19 protein-coding genes are annotated in these 18,981 nt (G+C 72.7%); 15 read left to right on the plus strand and 4 right to left on the minus strand.

All coding sequences use genetic code 11. The annotated features are described in order from the left end of the window. Positions 1–5 precede the first annotated feature (5 nt). Positions 6–404, plus strand: coding sequence for a nuclear transport factor 2 family protein (locus BJ958_RS10240; protein ID WP_273517952.1), 399 nt, complete (start codon positions 6–8; stop codon positions 402–404). 87 nt (positions 405–491) lie between these two features. On the opposite strand, the gene BJ958_RS10245 is transcribed toward BJ958_RS10240, so the two are convergent. Then, the gene (locus tag BJ958_RS10245) at positions 492–971 is read right to left on the minus strand and encodes an SRPBCC family protein (protein WP_179726735.1); all 480 of its coding nucleotides are present in this window, start codon (positions 969–971) and stop codon (positions 492–494) included. Positions 972–1,156: 185 nt separating this feature from the next. On the opposite strand from BJ958_RS10245, the gene BJ958_RS10250 reads away from it, so the two are divergent. Genes BJ958_RS10250 through BJ958_RS28490 form a run of 7 tightly spaced genes read left to right on the plus strand, consistent with a single transcriptional unit; the run spans position 1,157 to position 5,949 of the window. Further along, complete coding sequence (locus BJ958_RS10250; protein WP_179726736.1) at positions 1,157–1,969, plus strand: ATP-binding cassette domain-containing protein; 813 nt, start codon at positions 1,157–1,159, stop codon at positions 1,967–1,969. Further along, entirely contained in the window at positions 1,966–2,619 is a 654-nt protein-coding gene (locus tag BJ958_RS10255) for an ABC transporter permease subunit (protein ID WP_273517954.1), read from the plus strand. The genes BJ958_RS10250 and BJ958_RS10255 overlap by 4 nt, the downstream gene beginning before the upstream one ends. Beyond that, complete coding sequence (locus BJ958_RS10260) at positions 2,616–3,284, plus strand: ABC transporter permease subunit (protein WP_179726737.1); 669 nt, start codon at positions 2,616–2,618, stop codon at positions 3,282–3,284. The genes BJ958_RS10255 and BJ958_RS10260 overlap by 4 nt, the downstream gene beginning before the upstream one ends. Then, positions 3,281–4,189, plus strand: coding sequence for an ABC transporter substrate-binding protein (locus BJ958_RS10265; RefSeq protein ID WP_179726738.1), 909 nt, complete (start codon positions 3,281–3,283; stop codon positions 4,187–4,189). Before BJ958_RS10260 ends, BJ958_RS10265 begins: the two co-directional genes overlap by 4 nt. Beyond that, positions 4,186–5,040 (plus strand): SDR family oxidoreductase, encoded by an 855-nt coding sequence (locus tag BJ958_RS10270; protein WP_343052634.1) that lies wholly within the window; start codon positions 4,186–4,188, stop codon positions 5,038–5,040. Before BJ958_RS10265 ends, BJ958_RS10270 begins: the two co-directional genes overlap by 4 nt. 1 nt (position 5,041) lies before the next feature. Continuing rightward, positions 5,042–5,425 carry a DUF1304 domain-containing protein gene (locus tag BJ958_RS10275; RefSeq protein WP_179726739.1) on the plus strand — a complete coding sequence of 128 codons (384 nt, stop codon included), beginning with the start codon at positions 5,042–5,044 and terminating at the stop codon, positions 5,423–5,425. Positions 5,426–5,463: 38 nt separating this feature from the next. Further along, entirely contained in the window at positions 5,464–5,949 is a 486-nt protein-coding gene (locus BJ958_RS28490) for an NADPH-dependent oxidoreductase (protein WP_179726740.1), read from the plus strand. Here the strand turns inward: BJ958_RS28490 and BJ958_RS10285 are convergent. Further along, positions 5,921–6,373 carry a homing endonuclease associated repeat-containing protein gene (locus BJ958_RS10285; RefSeq protein ID WP_179726741.1) on the minus strand — a complete coding sequence of 151 codons (453 nt, stop codon included), beginning with the start codon at positions 6,371–6,373 and terminating at the stop codon, positions 5,921–5,923. The genes BJ958_RS28490 and BJ958_RS10285 overlap by 29 nt on opposite strands. A gap of 150 nt (positions 6,374–6,523) precedes the next feature. Here BJ958_RS10285 and BJ958_RS10290 point away from each other — a divergent pair, with 150 nt between their 5' ends. The 4 genes from BJ958_RS10290 (at position 6,524) to BJ958_RS10305 (ending at position 12,594) form a co-directional block, all read left to right on the plus strand. Continuing rightward, positions 6,524–8,311 carry a DUF3556 domain-containing protein gene (locus tag BJ958_RS10290; RefSeq protein ID WP_179726742.1) on the plus strand — a complete coding sequence of 596 codons (1,788 nt, stop codon included), beginning with the start codon at positions 6,524–6,526 and terminating at the stop codon, positions 8,309–8,311. Then, a complete protein-coding gene (locus BJ958_RS10295; RefSeq protein WP_179726743.1) occupies positions 8,308–9,786 on the plus strand; it encodes a class I adenylate-forming enzyme family protein in 1,479 nt (492 codons plus the stop codon). Before BJ958_RS10290 ends, BJ958_RS10295 begins: the two co-directional genes overlap by 4 nt. Before the next feature lie 22 nt (positions 9,787–9,808). Beyond that, complete coding sequence (locus BJ958_RS10300) at positions 9,809–11,077, plus strand: RsbRD N-terminal domain-containing protein (protein ID WP_179726744.1); 1,269 nt, start codon at positions 9,809–9,811, stop codon at positions 11,075–11,077. Between the two features lie 95 nt (positions 11,078–11,172). Next, positions 11,173–12,594, plus strand: a complete 1,422-nt coding sequence (locus tag BJ958_RS10305; RefSeq protein ID WP_179726745.1) for a phytoene desaturase family protein — start codon at positions 11,173–11,175, stop codon at positions 12,592–12,594. On the opposite strand, the gene BJ958_RS10310 is transcribed toward BJ958_RS10305, so the two are convergent. Then, positions 12,591–13,814, minus strand: a complete 1,224-nt coding sequence (locus BJ958_RS10310; RefSeq protein WP_179726746.1) for a helix-turn-helix domain-containing protein — start codon at positions 13,812–13,814, stop codon at positions 12,591–12,593. The genes BJ958_RS10305 and BJ958_RS10310 overlap by 4 nt on opposite strands. Positions 13,815–13,994: 180 nt before the next feature. On the opposite strand from BJ958_RS10310, the gene BJ958_RS10315 reads away from it, so the two are divergent. From BJ958_RS10315 to BJ958_RS10325, 3 genes are read left to right on the plus strand one after another with little or no spacing between them, the layout of a single operon-like run. After that, on the plus strand, positions 13,995–15,584 hold the full coding sequence (locus BJ958_RS10315) for a GMC family oxidoreductase (RefSeq protein WP_179726747.1): 1,590 nt from the start codon (positions 13,995–13,997) through the stop codon (positions 15,582–15,584). A gap of 35 nt (positions 15,585–15,619) precedes the next feature. After that, positions 15,620–16,933 (plus strand): FAD-binding domain-containing protein, encoded by a 1,314-nt coding sequence (locus BJ958_RS10320; RefSeq protein WP_179726748.1) that lies wholly within the window; start codon positions 15,620–15,622, stop codon positions 16,931–16,933. A 36-nt stretch (positions 16,934–16,969) separates the two neighbouring features. Then, positions 16,970–17,626, plus strand: coding sequence for an alpha/beta hydrolase (locus BJ958_RS10325; protein WP_179726749.1), 657 nt, complete (start codon positions 16,970–16,972; stop codon positions 17,624–17,626). Positions 17,627–17,669: 43 nt separating this feature from the next. Here the strand turns inward: BJ958_RS10325 and BJ958_RS10330 are convergent, their stop codons facing one another. Then, positions 17,670–18,953 (minus strand): HNH endonuclease signature motif containing protein, encoded by a 1,284-nt coding sequence (locus tag BJ958_RS10330; protein ID WP_179726750.1) that lies wholly within the window; start codon positions 18,951–18,953, stop codon positions 17,670–17,672. Positions 18,954–18,981: the final 28 nt, after the last annotated feature.

Here is an 18,981-nt window from a genome sequence, read left to right on the forward strand (position 1 = left end):
CCCCCGTGAGCGCCGGGTCCGCCTTCCGGGCGGCCGTCGAGGCCCGCGACGTCGCTGCGATGCAGGCGTGCCTGGCGCCGGACGTCGTCTTCCGCAGCCCGGTGGCCCACAAGCCCTACCTGGGCAAGGCGATCACCGGCGCCATCCTGGCGAACGTGATCGAGGTGCTGGAGGAGTTCCGCTACCTGCGCGAGCTGTCGGACGAGCACGGGCACGCCCTCGTCTTCGAGGCGACCGTGGACGGCCTGGACATCACCGGCTGCGACTTCCTGGTCCTCGACGACGACGGCCTGATCAGCGACTTCATGGTGATGGTGCGCCCGCTCAGGGCCGCGCAGGCGCTGGCCGAGCAGATGGGTGCGCGGTTCGACGCCATCGTGGCGCTCGCCTCCGAGGCGACATAACCACGAGCCTGGACGACGAAACTCGCGCTGGGACGATGATGCTTCCTCGTCCCAGCGCGAGTTTCACCGGCCGGCCGGTGAAACTGACTAGATCGCCGGGTTGTCGGCGTCCCCCGGCTTCACCTCGCCGCGCCAGCCACCGGTCTCGGTGCCGCGGGTCTCGATGAACTGCTTGAAGCGCTCGAGGTCGCCCTCGGTGCGCCGGTCGATGATCCGCAGCGCGTCGCCGGTCTTCTCCACGATCCCCTCGGGCTCGAACTCCATCCGCAGCGTGACCCGCGTCGACTGGCCGAGCTCGTCGGGCGCGAAGGAGACGGTCCCGTCGTTCTTCGTGCCGCCGAGGGCGCGCCAGGTGATCCGCTCGTCAGGCGTCTGGTCGACGATCTCGGCGTCCCACTCACGGTGCACGCCCGCGATGTCGGCTCGCCAGTGCAGGTGGGTGTCGTCGAGCTGGCGGACCTCCTCGACGCCCTCCATGAAGGACGGGAAGGTCTCGAACTGGGTCCACTGGTCGTACGCCGTGCGGACGGGGACGTCGACGGTCACGGACTTCTCGATCGTGCTCATGGTTCGTGCTCCTCTCGTCGGTTGACCGGGTGGTACCCGACGGATCGGGGCGAAACCCGGGTGTCGCCTCGATGGTTCCGCGACGAGCGGGAGCCTCGCCCGGGCGCGGCGCCTCGCACCGTGCCCGCACCTTGCTGGCGCGCATCTCCACCCCGTTGTCCGCCCGGCACCGTAGGGTGCCACGCATGGGGATCGAGTTCCGCGACGTCGGCAAGACCTACCCCGACGGCACCGTCGCCGTGACGGGCTTCTCGTGCACCGTCCCCTCCCACCGCACCCTCGCCCTCGTCGGCACCTCCGGGTCCGGCAAGACCACGCTGATGCGGATGGTCAACCGGATGGTCGAGCCCACCACGGGCTCGGTGCTGATCGACGAGCGCGACGTCCAGGACCTCGACAAGGTCGAGCTGCGCCGCTCCATCGGCTACGTGCCCCAGGCCGGGGGCCTGCTCCCCCACCGGCGGGTGGTCGACAACGTCGCGACCGTCCCCGTCCTCACCGGTACGCCGAAGCGCGCGGCCCGCGACGCCGCCCTGGCCCTGCTGGAGCGGGTCGGGATCGACCCCGCCCTCGGGAAGCGCTACCCCGCGCAGCTCTCCGGCGGTCAGCAGCAGCGGGTCGCGGTGGCCCGGGCGCTCGCCGCGGAGCCCAACGTCTTGCTGATGGACGAGCCGTTCGGCGCGGTCGACCCGATCGTGCGCCGCGGGTTGCAGGACCAGCTGCTGCAGCTGCAGGCCGAGCTCGGCAAGACCATCGTGCTGGTCACCCACGACATCGACGAGGCGTTCCGGCTCGGCGACGAGGTGGTCATCCTGCGCACCGGCGGGATCGTCGCCCAGACGGGCACCCCGAAGGAGATCGTCGCCGCTCCCGCGGACGAGTTCGTGCGCGACTTCATCGGCGCCGACCGCGCGGAGCGGGCGCTGCGCACCGTCGAGATCGACGGCCGCAGCGTGGTCGTCGACGGCGACGGACGACCGGTGGGTGTCCTCGAGTGACCTGGCTCGACGCCAACCGCGCGTACGTGCTGGACATGCTCGTCCAGCACGTACGGCTCTCCGTGCCCGCCATCGCGGTCAGCGTGCTCGTCGCGATCGTGCTCGGCCGGATCGCCTGGCGCTGGCCCCGCGCCGGGACCGTCGTCCTGGGCACCGCGAGCCTGCTCTACTCCGTGCCCGCGCTGCCGCTGCTCATCGTCATCCCCGTCCTGCTCGGCATCCCGCTGCGCTCCGGCCTGACCCTGGTCGTCGCACTGGCCGTCTACGGCACCGCCCTGCTGGCGAGCACGGCGGCCGACGCGTTCCGCTCCGTCGACGCCCGGGTGCGCGAGGCGGCCGAGGCGATGGGCTACTCACGCTCCGGGCTGTTCTGGAAGGTCGACCTGCCGCTCGCCGTTCCCGTGCTGCTGTCGGGGATCCGGGTCATCACCGTCAGCACGGTCAGCCTGGTGACGATCGGCGCCCTGGTCGGCATCCCGAGCCTCGGCAACCTGCTCACCGACGGCTTCCAGCGCGACATCCGCGCCGAGATCGTCACCGGCGTCCTGGGCACGATGCTGCTGGCCGTCGTCCTCGACGTGCTGCTGGTCGGTCTCGGCCGGATCGCCACACCGTGGCGGGCGGCGACCCCGACGGGGGCAGCGACGTGAACCTCTTCGCCGACGCCCTCGCCTGGATCACCGACGGCTCCCACTGGGGAGGGCCGACCGGGATCGACCACCGGATCGTGCAGCACCTGCTGGTCACCTTCGCCGCGGTCGCCATCGCGGCCGTGGTCGCGCTCCCGCTCGGCATCCTGATCGGCCACACCGGCCGCGGCCGGCTGGTCGTGGTCGCGCTCGCCGGCGCCGTGCGCGCCGTGCCCACCCTCGGCCTGCTCACCCTGCTCGGCCTCGCGCTCGGCATCGGCCTCACGGCGCCGCTGCTGGCCCTGGTCGCCCTCGCCTTCCCCTCGCTGCTCGCCGGCGCCTATGCCGGCGTCGAGGCCGCCGACCGCGGCGCCGTCGACGCGGCCCGGGCGGTCGGGATGAGCGAGTGGCAGCTGGTCACCCGGGTCGAGATCCCGCTCGGCGCCGACGTGCTGCTCGGAGGTGTGCGGGCTGCGACCTTGCAGGTCGTCGCGACGGCCACGCTGGCGGCCTACATCTCCGACACCGGGCTCGGCCGCTACCTGTTCGCCGGCCTGAAGTCCCGCCACTACGACGAGATGCTCGCCGGCGCACTGCTCGTGGCGGCGCTGGCCCTCCTGCTCGACCTCACCATGGCTGCCCTCCAGCGGGCCAGCCGTCCCTCCACCCGAAAGGTTCCGTCATGACCCGCATCCCCCTCGGCGTCGCCCTGCTCGCGACCGCCACGCTCTCCCTGACCGCGTGCGGCAGCGACGACCCGCTCAGCGCGGGCGACGGCGGCAAGGGCGGCGACACGATCGTGATCGGCTCCCAGGACTACTACTCCAACGAGATCATCGCCGAGGCCTACGCCCAGGCGCTCGAGGCCGGCGGCATCAAGGTCCAGCGCGACTTCCGCATCGGGCAGCGCGAGGGCTACCTGCCCGAGATCGAGAGCGGCAAGATCGACCTCTTCCCGGAGTACACCGGCCCGCTGCTGCAGGTCTGGAAGCCCGACACGAAGGCCCGCCTGGCCGACGACGTGTACGCCGAGCTCGAGGACGCCGCCGACGAGAAGGGCCTGGAGGTGCTGGACCAGTCCCCCGCCACCGACCAGGACTCCTACGTCGTGACCCGCGAGTTCGCCGAGAAGTACGGCCTGAAGACGATCGACGACCTCGCGAAGGTCACCGAGAAGATGACCTTCGGCGCCAACTCCGAGGCCGAGGACCGGCCCAACGGCCCGAAGGGGCTCAAGAAGGCCTACGGCGTCGACGTCTCGTTCACGCCGATCGAGGACAGCGGCGGCCCGCTGACCGTCAAGGCGCTCAAGGACGGCTCGATCCAGCTGGCGATCATCTACACCGGCGACCCGTCGATCAAGAAGAACGACCTGGTGACCCTCGAGGACACCAAGGGCCTCTTCCTCGCCTCCCACGTCGTCCCGGTCGCCAGCGACGACCTCAGCGACAAGGCGGAGGAGATCGTCGACAAGGTCAGCGCCGCGATGTCGCCGGAGGACCTGGTCGACCTCGACGCGCGCAGCGTCGACGAGGAGCTGCCGGCCGCGACGATCGCGAAGGACTGGCTGACGAAGGAAGGTCTCCTGTGACCCTTGCGGTCACCGGCGCGACGGGAGGGCTCGGGGGACGTGTCGCCCGGGCCCTCGCGGCGCGTGGCGTCGAGCAGCGCCTGCTGGTCCGCGATCCCGCCCGCGCGCCGGAGCTTCCGGGCGCGACGGTCGTGCGCTCGACGTACGGCGACCGCGACCTGGCCCGCGCCTCGCTCGAGGGCGTGCGGACCCTGCTCATGGTCTCGGCCGCCGAGTCGGCCGACCGGCTGGAGCAGCACCTCGCCTTCGTCGACGCCGCGGCGTCGGCAGGTGTGCAGCAGGTCGTCTACACGTCGTTCTACGGCGCGGCGCCCGACGCGACCTTCACCCTGGCCCGCGACCACTGGGCGACCGAGCAGCACCTGCGCGCGTCCGGGATGGGGTTCACCTTCCTCCGCGACAACTTCTACCTCGACTTCCTGCCCGACCTGGTCGGCGAGGACGGCGTGATCCGCGGGCCGGCCGGCGACGGCCGGGTGGCGGCGGTGACCCGCGACGACGTGGCGGCCAGCGCGGTCGCCGTCCTGCTCGCGGCCACGGACCACGCCGGTGCCACCTACGACCTGACCGGCCCGGACGCGCCCACCTTCACCGAGGTCGCGGTGATCCTGACCGACCACACCGGCCGCCCGGTCCGCTACCACGACGAGACCGTCGAGGAGGCCTACGCGTCGCGGCGGCGCTGGCCGGCCCCGCCGTGGCAGTACGACGCCTGGGTCTCCACCTACACCGCGATCGCGGCCGGCGAGATGGCCGGGGTCACCGACGACGTCGAGCGGCTGACGGGGCGCCCGCCGACCGGGCTGACGGCGTACCTCGACACCACCACGACCGAGCGCCAGAATCCCTGACATGACCGCTGCTGCGCTGGTGTTCGCCGGCCTCGCCGCCCTGCTCCACGTCTACATCTGGGTGATGGAGTCGCTGACCTGGACCAGTCCGCGCACCCGTGCGACCTTCGGCACCAGCCAGGCCGAGGCCGAGGCGACGAAGGAGCTGGCCTTCAACCAGGGCTTCTACAACCTCTTCCTCGCCCTCGTCACCGCCGGCGGCATCGCGGCGTTCGGCGCCGACGACAACCGGGTGGGCGCGACCCTGGTGTTCACCGGTGCCGGCTCGATGGTCGCCGCAGGCCTGGTCCTGCTGCTGTCCTCGCCCGACAAGGCCCGCGCCGCGATCACGCAGCTCGCGCTGCCGGCGGTCGGCGTCGTGCTGCTGGCGATCGCGCTGGCCTGACCCGGCTCCCCCGCAGCAGCCCGGGTACTGCCCGGCCCATGGACGACACCGAGACCCGTCGACCGCTGCGCGCCCTGGTGCTCTGCTGCACGCTGAAGCCGTCGCCTGCGCGCTCGAGCTCCGAGCTGCTCGGCCGCCGCGTGCTGGCGGCGCTCGCCGAGCACGACGTGCAGGGGACGCTGGTGCGCGTCACCGACCACCACGTCGCCTACGGGGTCAGCACCGACGAGGGCGACGACGAGGGCCGGATGCCCACCTCGGGCAAGGTCGCGGGCGTCGCGGTGGTCGGCAACGAGGACGGCGCCCACCACGTCTCGGCCGAGGTCCACCAGGCGTTGGGCGACGTGGGGTTCACGATCCCCGCGAACGGCGTGACCTACTGGGTCGGCGAGGCGATGCAGTCGACCGACTACCAGGACCTCGACCCGGAGCCCGAGAAGACCGCCGGGACCACCAGGACGCTGGCGGCCAACGCCGCGCACCTGGCCGCGCTGCTCAGGACGGCCCCCTACCCCGCCGCCTGACCTGGGGCTCCTCGCGCTGCTCGACGAGCTGTCCGCCGGACGCCCGCTTCTTGACCTCGGCCCACGAGAACCGCTGCCGCAGCGTCGCACCGCTGGGCACCCCGTCCTGCGCCTTGGCCCAGGCCGCGTAGTCGGCGAAGGAGCCGGTGCTCCCGGGCTGCGCCAGGTAGCGCGCCACGATCACCACGACGTCGTCGTCGCTCCACCTCCGGCTGGTCGACCGGGTCTTGTTGGTCGCGACGCCGGCGTGCGCGCAGGCGGCGTTCCACGAGCCGAACCGGCGGATCAGCAGCGCGGGCGAGGCGGCGACGCGCCGGCGCTGCCAGCCGTCGTACGCCGAGGCCGTCAGCGGCTCGCCCAGCTCGGCGGCCGCGGCGGCGAGGTCGGCGGCGATCTGCTCGTCGGAGAACTCGGGGACCCGCATGAGGCCCACCGTAGCCACCTCGCGAGCCGTTGTCCGTCGGGGACGAAGGCGTCGCGGATCTTCGGTCGTCGCGGCCGTGACCGTCGACACGGTCGCGAACCTACCTTCGAGGCATCCGCCACGGCGGCCCGTCCCGAAGGAGCCAGACCGATGCCTTTCCTCACCCCCGATGCCCCGCCCGTCGACCCGGCGGAGCTGCTCGCCCGCCCCCGCCAGGAGCGGATCCGCTTCCTCGCCACCTTCTGGACCGAGTACGGCTTCGGTACCCCGAAGATGGTGCACACGATCTACATCGTGAAGCTGCTCGTCCTCCACATCGGCGGCGGCATCGCCCTCGCGACCCTCACCTCCGGTGTCGGCGGCCCGCTCGACGTCGGGCAGTGGTGGGACCAGCCGGTGATCTACCAGAAGCTGGTGCTCTGGACGCTGTTCCTCGAGCTGTTCGGCATCGGCGGCACCTGGGGCCCGCTCGCGGCGCACTTCAAGCCGATGACCGGCGGCATCGCCTACTGGGCGCGACCCGACACCATCCGGCTGCCACCGTGGCCGGGCAAGGTGCCGTTCACCGCCGGTGACAACCGCAGCGTCCTCGACGTGCTGCTCTACCTGGCGACCCTGGCGAGCTTCCTGGTCGCCGCGGTCGCGGGCAGCAGCACCACGATCGACGGTCTCGGCGGCGTCGAGATGGTGGACCCGCGTCTCATGGCCGTCTCCGCCGCTCTCCTGGTGCTCTGCGGCCTGCGCGACAAGATCCTGTTCCTCGCCGCCCGTGGCGAGCAGTACCTGCCGATCCTGCTGATCTCGAGCCTCGCCGGCAGCGTGCTGACCTTCGTCGACTTCGTCGTCGCGGCCAAGCTCGTCATCGTGATCGTCTGGGTGGGTGCGGCGATCTCCAAGATGAACGCGCACTTCGAGAACGTCGTCCCGCCGATGGTCTCCAACGCGCCGTTCGCCCCGAGGCTCGTCAAGCGCGCGCACTACCGCTCGCTGCCCGACGACCTCAGGCCGTCGAGGTTCGCCTGGTTCATGGCCCACGTCCTCGGTACGACGGCCGAGCTGGTCGTCCCGCTGGTCCTGCTGCTCAGCACGAGCTGGACGATCACCCTGCTCGCCGTCGGCTCGATGGTGCTCTTCCACCTGTTCATCACCCAGACGTTCCCGCTCGCCGTGCCGCTGGAGTGGAACATCCTGTTCGCCTACATCACGGTGTTCCTGTTCGCCGGGCACTTCGCGGGCGACGGCTACGGCGTGGGCGACTTCAGCCAGCCGTGGATGCTGCCGGTGTTCGTGGCGGCGCTCGTGTTCTTCCCGGTGCTCGGCAACCTGCGTCCCGACCTGGTCTCCTTCCTGCCCTCGATGCGGCAGTACGCCGGCAACTGGGCCTCGGCCACCTGGGCGTTCGCGCCGGGCGCGGAGGCGAAGCTCAACCAGCTGAGGAAGCCCGCGAAGAACCAGATCGACCAGCTCGTCGAGGGCATGGGCTACCCGGCCGACGTCGCCGAGATGACCCTGCAGATGACGCTGGGCTGGCGCTCGATGCACAGCCAGGGCCGCGGCCTGTTCTCGGTGATGCAGGACTACCTGGGCGAGGAGTACGAGACCTACTCGCTGCGCGAGGCGGAGTTCTGCTGCAACTCGGTCATCGGCTGGAACTTCGGCGACGGTCACCTGCACGACGACCAGCTCATCGAGGCGATCCAGCGGCGGATCGGCTTCGCACCCGGCGAGTTCGTGGTGGTCTGGGTCGAGTCGCAGCCGATCCACAAGAAGACCCAGGCGTACTTCGTGATGGACGCAGCCCTCGGCATCGTCGAGCGCGGCACCTGGCTGGTCTCCGACTGCGTCAAGGAGCAGCCGTGGCTGCCGAACGGCCCGATCCCGACCACCGTCACCTGGCGGCACCCGCAGCACCGTCGCGTGCTCGGAGTGACGGCATGAGCCCGCTGGCCCGGATCCCCTTCACCCGCGCGGAGCAGGACCCCACCGGGTCCTGCGTCCGCGACGGCGAGCGGGACCTCGGCAATGCGAGGTTCGCGGCCGACGTGCGGCGTCTCGCACAGCGGCTCGGCCGCGTCGGCGTCGCCCCCGGCGACACGGTCGCGGTGATGCTGCCGAACTGCGCGGAGATCGTCACCACGATGTTCGCCGCCTGGTACCGCGGCTCGGCGCTCACGCCGGTCAACGCGGCGCTGACCGACGACGAGGCCCGCTACCAACTGCAGGACTCGGCGGCCGCGGTGCTGGTGGGCGACGAGCGGGCCCGCGCGCTCGCCGCCTCCGTCGGGATCGCGTGGCTGGACGCGGCCTCGATCCATGCCGACGAAGCCGACGGCACAGCGACCGAGCCGGACGACGGCCCGGTCGCCACGGCGGGCGACTTCGCGCTGATCATCTACACCAGCGGCACGACCGGACGGCCCAAGGGCGTGCTGCTCGACCACGCCAACCTCGACGCGATGAGCGGGTCGCTGGTCGAGCACTTCTCGTTGACCGCCGCGGACACCAGCCTGCTGGTCCTGCCGCTGTTCCACGCGAACGGGCTGATCGCCGGCACCCTCGCGCCGCTGCGGGCCGGCGGCGACGTGGTCGTCGCGCCGCGGTTCTCCCCCGACACCTTCTGGGACCTGGTCGAGAGCCATCGGCCGACGTACTTCTCCGCGGTGCCGACGATCTACGCCGTGCTCGACGCCCGCACCGAGCGGGAGGTCGACACCTCCTCGCTGCGGTTCCTGGTGTGCGGGGCGGCGCCGATGCCGGCCGAGCTGATCGTGCGCTTCGAGGAGCGGTTCGGCGTACCCGTGGTCGAGGGCTACGGCCTCTCGGAGAGCAGCGTCGCCTCGAACATCAACCCACTCGACGGGCCGCGCAAGCCCGGAACGGTCGGCATCGCCCTGCCCGGCCAGGAGGTCGCGGTGGTCTCGCCGTCCGGTGAGCAGCTGCCGCCGGGCACACGGGGCGAGGTGGTGATCCGCGGTGCGAACGTGATGCGCGGCTACCTCGGCCGGCCCGAGGAGACCGCGAAGGTGGTCCGCGACGGCTGGCTGCACACCGGCGACGTCGGCACCATCGACGAGGACGGGTACCTGAGCATCGTCGACCGGATCAAGGACCTGATCATCCGCGGCGGCGAGAACATCTACCCCAAGGAGATCGAGGAGTGCCTCTACGCGCACCCGGCGGTGCTCGAGGCGGCCGTGGTCGGCCGGCCCGACCCGGTGCTCGGCGAGGTACCCGTCGCGTACGTCGCACCCCGGCCCGGTCGGGTCGTGACCGCGGAGGAGCTGCGCGCCCACTGCACGGCCCACCTCGCGCGCTACAAGGTGCCCGAGGACTTCGAGGTCCGCACCGCGCTGCCCAAGAACTCGGTCGGCAAGCTGGTGAAGGGGTTGCTGCGTGAGCCGAGTCGGGTCTGAGCCGTTCTGCGAGGATGCGGACGTGGCAGAGCGAACCGGAGGCGACCTGGTCGAGGCGGTCGCGGCCGCACTCCAGCCGCGGCTCGCCGACCTCACCGGCGCGCTGCGCGACCGGCTCGCGACCAGGATCGAGGAGCTCGACGGCGACGCCGTCATCATCGACCTGCTCTACGCGAGCATCGAGGGCAACATCGAGAACATCCTCAACGCGCTGCGCCACGGCATCGCGCTCGACAAGATCGAGCCGCCGTCGGCGGCCTACGAGTACGCGCGACGGCTCGCGCAGCGCGGCGTCCCCGTCAGCGCACTGGTCCGCGCCTACCGGCTCGGGCAGCAGAACCTGCTGGAGCTGGTGTTCGCCGAGTGCGAGCGGATGGACGCGCCGGCCGCGGCGCGGGCCGCGGCGTACGAGCAGGTCGTCGAGGTCACCTTCGACTACATCGACTGGATCTCGCAGCGGGTGATCACGGTCTACGAGGACGAGCGCGAGCGGTGGCTGGCCGAGCGCAACAGCGCCCGCTCCGGCCGGGTCGACGAGCTGGTCGCGGGCACCGTGAGCGACGTCGACGCCGCCGAGAAGGTGCTCGGCTACCGGCTGCGCGTGCCCCACCTCGGTGCCGTGCTGTGGGTCCACGAGACCGGCGCCCAGCAGGACCAGCTGACCCGCTTCACCCGGGCCGCCGCGACGATCGCCGAGGAGCTCGGGGCCCGCGGCACGCCGTTGCTCGTGCCGCACGACCGGGCCACCGCGTGGGCCTGGTTCGCCGTTCCCGAGGAGACCGTGCCCGACCTCGGCGCCCTCGCGTCCCGGCTCGCCACGGTCGGCGAGCCGCCCGTGCCCCGCCTGGCGCTGGGCCGTGCGGCCTCCGGCGTCGAGGGCTTCCGGCGCACCCACCTCGAGGCGTTGCAGGCCCAGCAGGTCGCCACCGTCGGCGACGACCCGCGCCGGAGCGTCACCGGCTTCGACGAGCCCGGCCTCAAGGTCGCCTCGCTGCTCACCCACGACCTCGACACCACGCGGGCATGGGTGCGCGAGACGCTCGGCGACCTCGCCCGCGACGACGAGCAGCACGAGCGGCTGCGGCACACGCTGCTGTTGTTCTTCCAGCACGACAGCAGCTACACCGCCACCGCCGAGGCGATGCTGATGCACAAGAACTCCGTGAAGTACCGGATCGCGTCCGCCGCCAAGGCACTGGGCCGCCCGATCGGCTCGGACCGGCAGGCGATCGAGCTCGCGCTGACCGCCTGCCACTGGCTGCGCGGCGCGGTGCTGGTCGAGGCGGGCTGACCCGTGGGCCTTGTGCGCCGGGACCAAAGCCGGTCCCCGAAGTCCGGCCCCGCGGGACATGGGCCCGGACCCGCCACGCGCCGTACGGTCGAACCATGACGGACACCCTCGTGATCGGCAGCGGGCCCAACGGCCTGGCCGCCGCGCTCACCCTGGCCCGCGCCGGTGCGCAGGTGACCGTGCTCGAGGCCGCGGACGAGATCGGCGGCGGCACGCGCACCACGCAGCCGTTCGGCGAGGGCATCCTCGTCGACCACTGCGCCGGCTTCCACCCGATGGCCGTGGGCTCCCCCGCCCTGGCCGGTCTCGACCGCTACGGCCTGCAGTGGGCGTGGCCCGAGATCGACGCCGCCCACCCGCTCGACCACGCCGCGCCCGCGCTGCTGCACCGTTCGGTCGAGCAGACCGCGGCCGGCCTCGGCGCCGACGCGCGGCGCTGGAGGCTGCTGTTCGGCGGCCCGTCGCGGGCCTACGGCAAGCTGGCCGCCGACATCCTCGGCCCGGTCGTCCACCTCCCCCGCCACCCGCTGCTGCTCGGCCGGTTCGGTGCCCCGACCGTCCTCCCGGCCGCGCTGCTCGCCCGGTTCTTCCGCACCGAGCAGGCCCGCGCCCTCTTCCTCGGTACGACGGCCCACGCGATGCGCCCGCTCACCGAGGTCGTCTCCTCGGCGATCGGCACCGGCATCCTCACCGCCGGCCACCACGACGGCTGGCCGGTCGTCGTCGGCGGCACCCACGCCCTCACCGAGGCGCTCGCCAAGGCACTGCTCGACCACGGCGGCCGGATCGAGACCGGCGTGCGCGTCACCTCGCTCGACCAGCTGCCGCCCGCGGACGCCGTTCTGCTGAACCTCTCCCCGACGGCCGCCCTCGACCTGTACGGCGACCGGCTGCCCGCCGGCACGCGCCGGTCCTACCGCCGCTACCGCTACGGACCGGCCGCCTTCAAGGTCGACTTCGCCGTCGAGCATGGCGTCCCCTGGCGCGACGCCGACCTCGCCCGCGCCGGCACCGTCCACCTCGGCGGCGGCCCCGCCGAGATCATCGCCAACGAGAAGGCGGTCGCCTCCGGCCGGATGCCCGAGCGCCCGTTCGTCCTCCTCGGCCAGCAGTACGTCGCCGACCCGTCCCGCTCCCGCGGCGACGTGCACCCGGTCTACAGCTACGCCCACGTCCCGGCGGGCTACGAGGGCGACGCCACCGAGGCGATCACCGCCCAGGTCGAGCGCTTCGCCCCCGGCTTCCGGGAGCGGATCGTGGGCGTCCACGTCACCGCTCCGGGGCAGTTCGCGGCGGGCAACACCAACTACGTCGGCGGCGACATCCTCACCGGCGCCAAGTCGCCGGGCGCCCTGCTCCTCGGCCCGCGCCCCGGCCGCAACCCGTACCGGACCGGCGCCCGCGGGGTCTACCTGTGCTCCGCCGCCGCACCGCCCGGACCGGGCGCGCACGGGATGGCGGGCTACCGCGCCGCGCAGCTGGCGATCAGGGACCTCGGGCTGCGGGCGACGGTCTAGCCGAGCCCCTCCGCGCCGTACACCTCCAGCCAGGCCAGGGACGCCTCCAGCATCGCGGCGTCCCGGGTGATCCGGTGGCCGAGCAGGTCCTCGAGCCGGCCGACCCGGTAGCGGACCGTGTTGGGGTGGACGAAGAGCCGCTCGGCGGTGGCGTCGACGTTCTGGCCGGCGCGCAGGTAGGCCAGGGCGGTGGCGCGCAGCGCGTCGTCACCCCTGCTGCGGCCGAGGAGCGGACCGGCGACCCGGCGGACCATGGCCCGGGTGAGCTCGCCGTGGCCCAGGAGGCTCACCAGCTCGACCTGGCGGTAGTCGTGGCAGGGCGCGGTTGCGCGCAGGCCGATCCGCTGGGCGGCCACGGCCTGCAGGTGGCTGGCACGGAAGGCGGCCGGTCCGTGGCTGGGGCGGCCGACCGCGAGGTGCAGGCCCAGGTCGGCCACGGCCTCGGCGACCTCGGCGAGGTCGTACGACGGCTCGTCGGGCGTGGCCACCCAGCCCCAGAGCTCCCGGCTGCCGGTCAGGTGGGTGAGCGGTCGGGGCAGGCCGAGCTGCTGGCACAGCTGCACGGCGACGTCGAAGAAGGGCACGTCGACGTCGCGCTCGGGCGGCGCCGAGAGCACGAACGCCGTCTGCCACAGCATCAGCTTGTGGCCGAGCACCTGCTCGGCGGCGGTGGTCGGCTCCGCCCCGGAGACCAGCGCCTCGATGGTCTCCGCGCGGCGGGCGTGGGCGCCCTCGGCGAGCAGCGCCCGTTCGCCGGTGTAGTGGTCGATCAGCTGCTCGATGGACTCGTCGATCCAGCGCTCGGCCCGCAGCCACAGGGTGATCAGCGTCTCGTCGCGCGGCAGCCCGGGGGGCAGCGCCTCGGCGCGGGTGTGCTCGGTGAGGTAGCGGAAGACGCTCTTGTTGGCGACCCGGTAGACCTTGAGCAGCACGTTGATGTCGAGGTGCCGGCGGGCGATCGAGAGGCTCAACGCGATCGCCGACGGCGGCAGCGCGAGCCGGAACTCCTCGGAGATGCCGACCAGGAAGTTGCGCCAGTGGGCGCGGGTCGAGGCGTGCAGGTCCTCGACGAGTGCCGGGTCGCCGGCGATCTCGGGGATCGCGGCGATGATCTCGTCGTCGACGCTGCGCACGAAGTGGTCGACCTCCGCCGGCTTCAGCGCCGCCTCCGCGAACTGTGCCAGCCAGGTCTCGATCGCCGCTGCGACCTCGGCCCCCATGCCGCCTCCTCGGTGCCCGAACTTTGGTGCCACGTACATCGGGATCCAGTAGAGGTGGGATCCGGTGCTCCGCTCTTGGAGCCTCCCACAAAACCGTCGCGGACGTGTGGTGGCGGTCACAAGCGCCGCACCTGGCCGGCAGCCCACGCTGGGAGCACGGGCACGACCGAGAGGAAGCCGATGAGCGAGTACGACTACGTGGTGGTGGGCAGCGGGTCGGCCGGCGCCGTCCTGGCCAGCCGGCTGAGCGAGGACCCGGGGGTCTCCGTCCTCGTCCTCGAGGCAGGCGGGAAGAGCCGGCCCAACCTCAACGTGCAGGTCCCGGCGGCCTTCGCCAAGCAGTTCCACACCGCGCTCGACTGGGACTACGAGTCCGAGCCCGAGCCGCATCTCGGTGGCCGCCGGATCTACCAGCCCCGCGGCAAGATGCTCGGCGGCACCAGCGGCATGAACGCGATGATCTACATCCGCGGCAACCGCGCCGACTACGACGGCTGGGCCAAGGCCGGCGCCACCGGCTGGTCGTACGACGAGGTGCTCCCCCTGTTCCGCCGGATGGAGACCAACAGCCGCGGCGCGAGCGAGTTCCACGGCGCGTCGGGCCCGCAGTACGTCGAGGACGCCCCCGACCCGCGCGAGGGATCGCGCCGGCTGGTGGACGCGATGGTCGAGGTCGGCCTGGGCCGCACCGACGACTTCAACGGCGTCCGGCAGGAGGGCGCCTCGCTGTACCAGCGGTTCACGCACCGCGGCCGCCGCTGGACGACGTACGACGGCTACCTGGCGCCGCACCGCAAGCGTCCCAACCTCACCATCACCAGCGGTGCCCTGGTGCACAAGGTCGTGATCGAGAACGGCCGGGCGACCGGCGTGCGCGTGAAGGTCGGCGGCACGCTGCAGACCATCCGCGCGCGCCGCGAGGTCGTCCTGTCCGCCGGCGCCTACAACACCCCGCAGCTGCTGATGCTCTCCGGCATCGGCCCGGCCGACCACCTCGCCGAGCACGGCATCACCACGGTGGTCGACAACCCGCACGTGGGTGCGCACCTGATGGACCACCCGATGTACCTGGTCAACTGGGACAGCAGCCACCCCGACAACCTGGCGTTCGCGGAGAAGCCGGCCCAGCTGTTGCGGTACTTCGTCCAGCACAAGGGCATGCTCACCTCCAACATCGGCGAGGCCGGCGCCTTCTTCCACACCAGCGTGGCCGACGACGCGCCGTCCCTGCAGATGATCGGCGCCCCGGTGTACTTCTGGCAGCACGGTGCGGCCGCGTACGACGGCCAGGCGATCGCGATCGGCCTGTCCCTGGTCGGCGCCCGCTCGGAGGGATCGGTGCGGCTCGCGTCGGCCGACCCGGAGCACAAGGTGCGGATCTGCAACAACTACTTCGAGCACCCCGACGACATGACCTCGATGGTCGAGGGCATCGAGCGGGCGCGCGAGGTGATGGCCGCGAAGGCCCTCAGGGGCTACGCGAACCACGAGATCCACCCGGGTCCGTCGTTCGGCACCGGCCGCACGGAGCTCGAGGAGGCGGTGCGCCAAGGCGTCGAGCACACCTACCACCCGAGCTGCACCGCCCGGATGGGCACCGAGAGCGGTGCTGCCGGGGGCGTGCTCGACGCGAGCCTGCGCGTGCACGGCGTCGCCGGGCTGCGGGTCGCCGACGCGTCGGCGATGCCGAGGGTCACCCACGGCAACACCCACGCCCCCACCATGCTGATCGGCGAGAAGGCCGCCGATCTCCTCACCAGCGGAGCCTGAGCCGGGTCTTTCGCCCCGTCTGCCAGCATGGCCGGGTGAGTCCGAGCATCCTGTGGTTCCGCCGGGACCTGCGGCTCGGCGACCACCCGGCCCTGCTGGCCGCGGCGGCCGAGGGCCCGGTGTTGCCGCTGTTCGTGATCGACCCGGCGCTGTGGGGGCCCTCGGGTGACGTCCGACGGGCCTTCCTGCTGCGGACGCTGCGTGCCCTCGACGCCTCGCTGCGCGAGCACGGTCCCGGACTGGTCGTCCGGTCAGGCCGGCCGGAGTCCGTCGTGCCGGCGCTGGTCGCGGAGGTCGGGGCGCAGGCGGTGCACGTCTCCGCCGACTTCGGCCCGTACGGCGCGGCCCGGGACGCCCGGGTGGCCGACGCCCTCGACTCGGTGCCGCTGGTGCCGACCGGGTCGCCGTACGCCGTCGCGCCGGGGCGGGTGCTGACCGGTGACGGTGGCCCGTACAAGGTGTTCACGCCGTTCCACAAGGCGTGGGCCAACCACGGCTGGCGGGCGCCTGCGGAGTCCGACCCGGCCGCCGTGGACTGGCTCGGCGCACCGTCCGAGGAGCTGCCCGACGAGCCGGACGTGTCCGGGGTCGACCTCCCCGAGGCCGGCGAAGCGGCCGCCCGTGCTCGCTGGGAGGCCTGGCGCGGGACGCCGTACGACGACGTGCGCGACCGTCCCGACCTGGACGCCACCTCGCGGCTCTCCCCCGACCTGCGCTGGGGCACCCTCCACCCGCGCACGATCCTGGCCGGGCTCGACGCCCGTCGCCACCACGACGCGGTCTTCCGCAAGGAGCTGGCCTGGCGGGAGTTCTACGCCCACGTCCTGCACGCCTGGCCGGACTCGGCCCGCGAGTACTTCAAGCCAGAGCTCCAGGGACTTCCCTACGTCACCGGGCGCGAGCGCGACCGGCGGCTGGCGGCGTGGACAGAGGGCCGCACCGGCTTCCCGATCGTCGACGCCGGGATGCGCCAGCTCCTCGCCGAGGGCTGGATGCACAACCGGGTGCGGATGATCGTGGCGTCCTTCCTGGTCAAGGACCTGCACGTCGAGTGGACCCACGGGGCCCGGCACTTCATGCGCCACCTCGTCGACGGCGACCTCGCGAGCAACCAGCACAACTGGCAGTGGGTGGCGGGCTGCGGCACCGACGCGGCGCCGTACTTCCGGATCTTCAACCCGACCACGCAGGGCAGGAAGTTCGACCCGGACGGCGCGTACGTGCGGCGCTGGATCCCCGAGCTGACGGACCCGACGCTCGGCGAGTACCCCGACCCGATCGTCGACCACGCCGAGCAGCGCGCCGCGACGCTCGAGGCCTACCAGCTGTTGCGACGACACGGAGGCTGACCCATCCACGACGCCGACCGCTCCGAAGACCCGGTGATGCCCGAGACGACGACCAGCTCCCCGGCCCCGGTGTTCACCGACGCCTGGGTCCCCGAGTCCGCCCGCGCGATCGTGCTGGTGCTGCACGGCGGCGCCGAGCACGGCACGGCCCCGCTCGACGGGCGCAGCCTGTCCTGGCGCCGTGGTCGGGCACTGGCCCGTCACCTCGCCGGCGTCACTGCCGCCGACGGGATCGGCGTGATGATGCTGCGCTACCGCGTCCGGGGATGGAACGCCGGCCACGGACCGCTGCCCTCGCCGGTCGCCGACGCGCGTTGGGCGCTCGGCGACATCGCCCGCACCCACGGCCTGCCCGTCGCCGTCCTCGGCCACTCGATGGGCGCCCGCACCGGCGTCGCCGTCGCCGACCACCCCTCGGTGCGCGGCGTGGTCGCCCTCGCCCCCTGGCTCCCGCCCGGGGACCCGGTCGCGCCCCTGACCGGCAAGGTGCTCCGGGCCGCGCACGGCCGGCTCGACCGGATCACCTCAGCCCGCGCCACCCGCGCCTACGTCGCCCGCGCGGGCGAGGTCGCGGACGCCGAGTTCACCGACATGGGGGCGGTCGGGCACTACCTGCTGCGGCGGGTGCCCCTGTGGAACGCGTACGCCGCAGCCAGCGTGCGCGAGGTGCTGGACGCCCCCGGACACGCCTGAGCCCCCGCAGACGTGGAGTCCTGCGGGGTGTGGGGCGGGGTCGCTACTCGTCGGGCGGGTGCACCGGGTGGGTGCCACGGTGGTCGACCCGGAACCGGTAGCCGTTGGGACTGGTCCACACGTAGGACCCGGATGTGATGGTGTCGTAGCGCCACGTCGAGTGGGTCTTCGCGCGGTGGTGCCGCCGACACAACGGCACCAAGTTGCACGGGCAGGTCGGTCCGCCCCGGTCGTGGGGCTGGTGGTGGTCGATGTCGCACCGGGTCGCGGGACGCGTGCAGTGCGGGAACCGGCAGGTGTGGTCCCGCAACACGACCCTGGTCTTGTGCCGCTCGGGGATCTCGTAGGAGCCGACGGGGAGATGATCGGCCAGGTCGATGACCGGCCGAACGATCACGGTGGTGTGCCGGGCACGCAGCCACTCCCGGATCTGCCCGGTGCTGATCGGGCAGCGGCCCTCCTCCCACCGCCCGACCGGGTTCCGGCCAGCAAGGGTGGTGTCGGTGACGTGCACGTTGAGGACGACCTTGCGACCCGGGACGGTCGCCACGACCTCCCCGGTCGCGGGGTCCGGGACCAACAGGTCCAGGGCCAGGTCCTGGCGGGCGAGCTCGGCAGCCGCCTTGGAGCGGCGCACGTCGAGTGACGAGTCGTCCCCGAGCCGGCCGAGAACCTCCGCCCTGCGTCCTACCGCTTGGTCGAGGTCGTGCCCGTCGGCGGCATCCAGGAGCCCGTCGAGGTGCACGAGCCCGTGCTCGTCGACGTCACCGATGTCGAAGTGCCGGTGGTCAGCAGCCTTGGCCCGGTCGGCCTCGGCGCGTTCGGGGTCGTAGCGCAGCACGGCTTCGGCGACGAGGCGCTCGAGCTGGGCCCATCCGACGCCGGAGGCGTTCCACAGCTGCCGGTCCACGAACCCCGCCGCCTCAGCACCAAGACCCCGGGTGAGGTCGGCGATCCGCTCGGCCCGCCACGGCGCCAACCGCCCCGCCACGACCGCCTCGTAGACGTTCGGGAGCCGCCACGCGCACTCGATCACCCGCCCGACGTACGCCTTGCCACCGTCCGGGGTACGGCCGAGGACCGCGACGAGCTCCATCAACGCGAACTCCGACACCAACGGCGCCCCGTCGCCGGCGATCGGGACACCGGTGTCGAGGTAGCCCTCGGTGATCGTCGCCGCACCCTCCGGTCCGGACACAACGTGGTCGCTCGCCCAGGCCGTGATGTCCTCCCACTCCTCGACCACCAACGCGTTGCGGGAGCGGATCCGGTCACCCACCCGCGACAGCAGAGCTGCCGTGCTGCGGGGCCGGGTTCCGAGATCCATGACTGAATTCTCCCACCCACCGCCGACA

Origin of the sequence: Nocardioides kongjuensis, from assembly GCF_013409625.1 — a bacterium.
Taxonomy (GTDB): domain Bacteria; phylum Actinomycetota; class Actinomycetes; order Propionibacteriales; family Nocardioidaceae; genus Nocardioides; species Nocardioides kongjuensis.

What these genes read in the sequence shown, in the direction of transcription:
- BJ958_RS10245 (WP_179726735.1), bottom strand. Translation starts at nt 971, where the DNA reads ATGAGCACGATCGAGAAGTCCGTGACCGTCGACGTCCCCGTCCGCACG.
- BJ958_RS10250 (WP_179726736.1), top strand. Translation starts at nt 1,157, where the DNA reads ATGGGGATCGAGTTCCGCGACGTCGGCAAGACCTACCCCGACGGCACC.
- BJ958_RS10265 (WP_179726738.1), top strand. Translation starts at nt 3,281, where the DNA reads ATGACCCGCATCCCCCTCGGCGTCGCCCTGCTCGCGACCGCCACGCTC.
- BJ958_RS10275 (WP_179726739.1), top strand. Translation starts at nt 5,042, where the DNA reads ATGACCGCTGCTGCGCTGGTGTTCGCCGGCCTCGCCGCCCTGCTCCAC.
- BJ958_RS28490 (WP_179726740.1), top strand. Translation starts at nt 5,464, where the DNA reads ATGGACGACACCGAGACCCGTCGACCGCTGCGCGCCCTGGTGCTCTGC.
- BJ958_RS10285 (WP_179726741.1), bottom strand. Translation starts at nt 6,373, where the DNA reads ATGCGGGTCCCCGAGTTCTCCGACGAGCAGATCGCCGCCGACCTCGCC.
- BJ958_RS10290 (WP_179726742.1), top strand. Translation starts at nt 6,524, where the DNA reads ATGCCTTTCCTCACCCCCGATGCCCCGCCCGTCGACCCGGCGGAGCTG.
- BJ958_RS10295 (WP_179726743.1), top strand. Translation starts at nt 8,308, where the DNA reads ATGAGCCCGCTGGCCCGGATCCCCTTCACCCGCGCGGAGCAGGACCCC.
- BJ958_RS10305 (WP_179726745.1), top strand. Translation starts at nt 11,173, where the DNA reads ATGACGGACACCCTCGTGATCGGCAGCGGGCCCAACGGCCTGGCCGCC.
- BJ958_RS10310 (WP_179726746.1), bottom strand. Translation starts at nt 13,814, where the DNA reads ATGGGGGCCGAGGTCGCAGCGGCGATCGAGACCTGGCTGGCACAGTTC.
- BJ958_RS10315 (WP_179726747.1), top strand. Translation starts at nt 13,995, where the DNA reads ATGAGCGAGTACGACTACGTGGTGGTGGGCAGCGGGTCGGCCGGCGCC.
- BJ958_RS10325 (WP_179726749.1), top strand. Translation starts at nt 16,970, where the DNA reads ATGCCCGAGACGACGACCAGCTCCCCGGCCCCGGTGTTCACCGACGCC.
- BJ958_RS10330 (WP_179726750.1), bottom strand. Translation starts at nt 18,953, where the DNA reads ATGGATCTCGGAACCCGGCCCCGCAGCACGGCAGCTCTGCTGTCGCGG.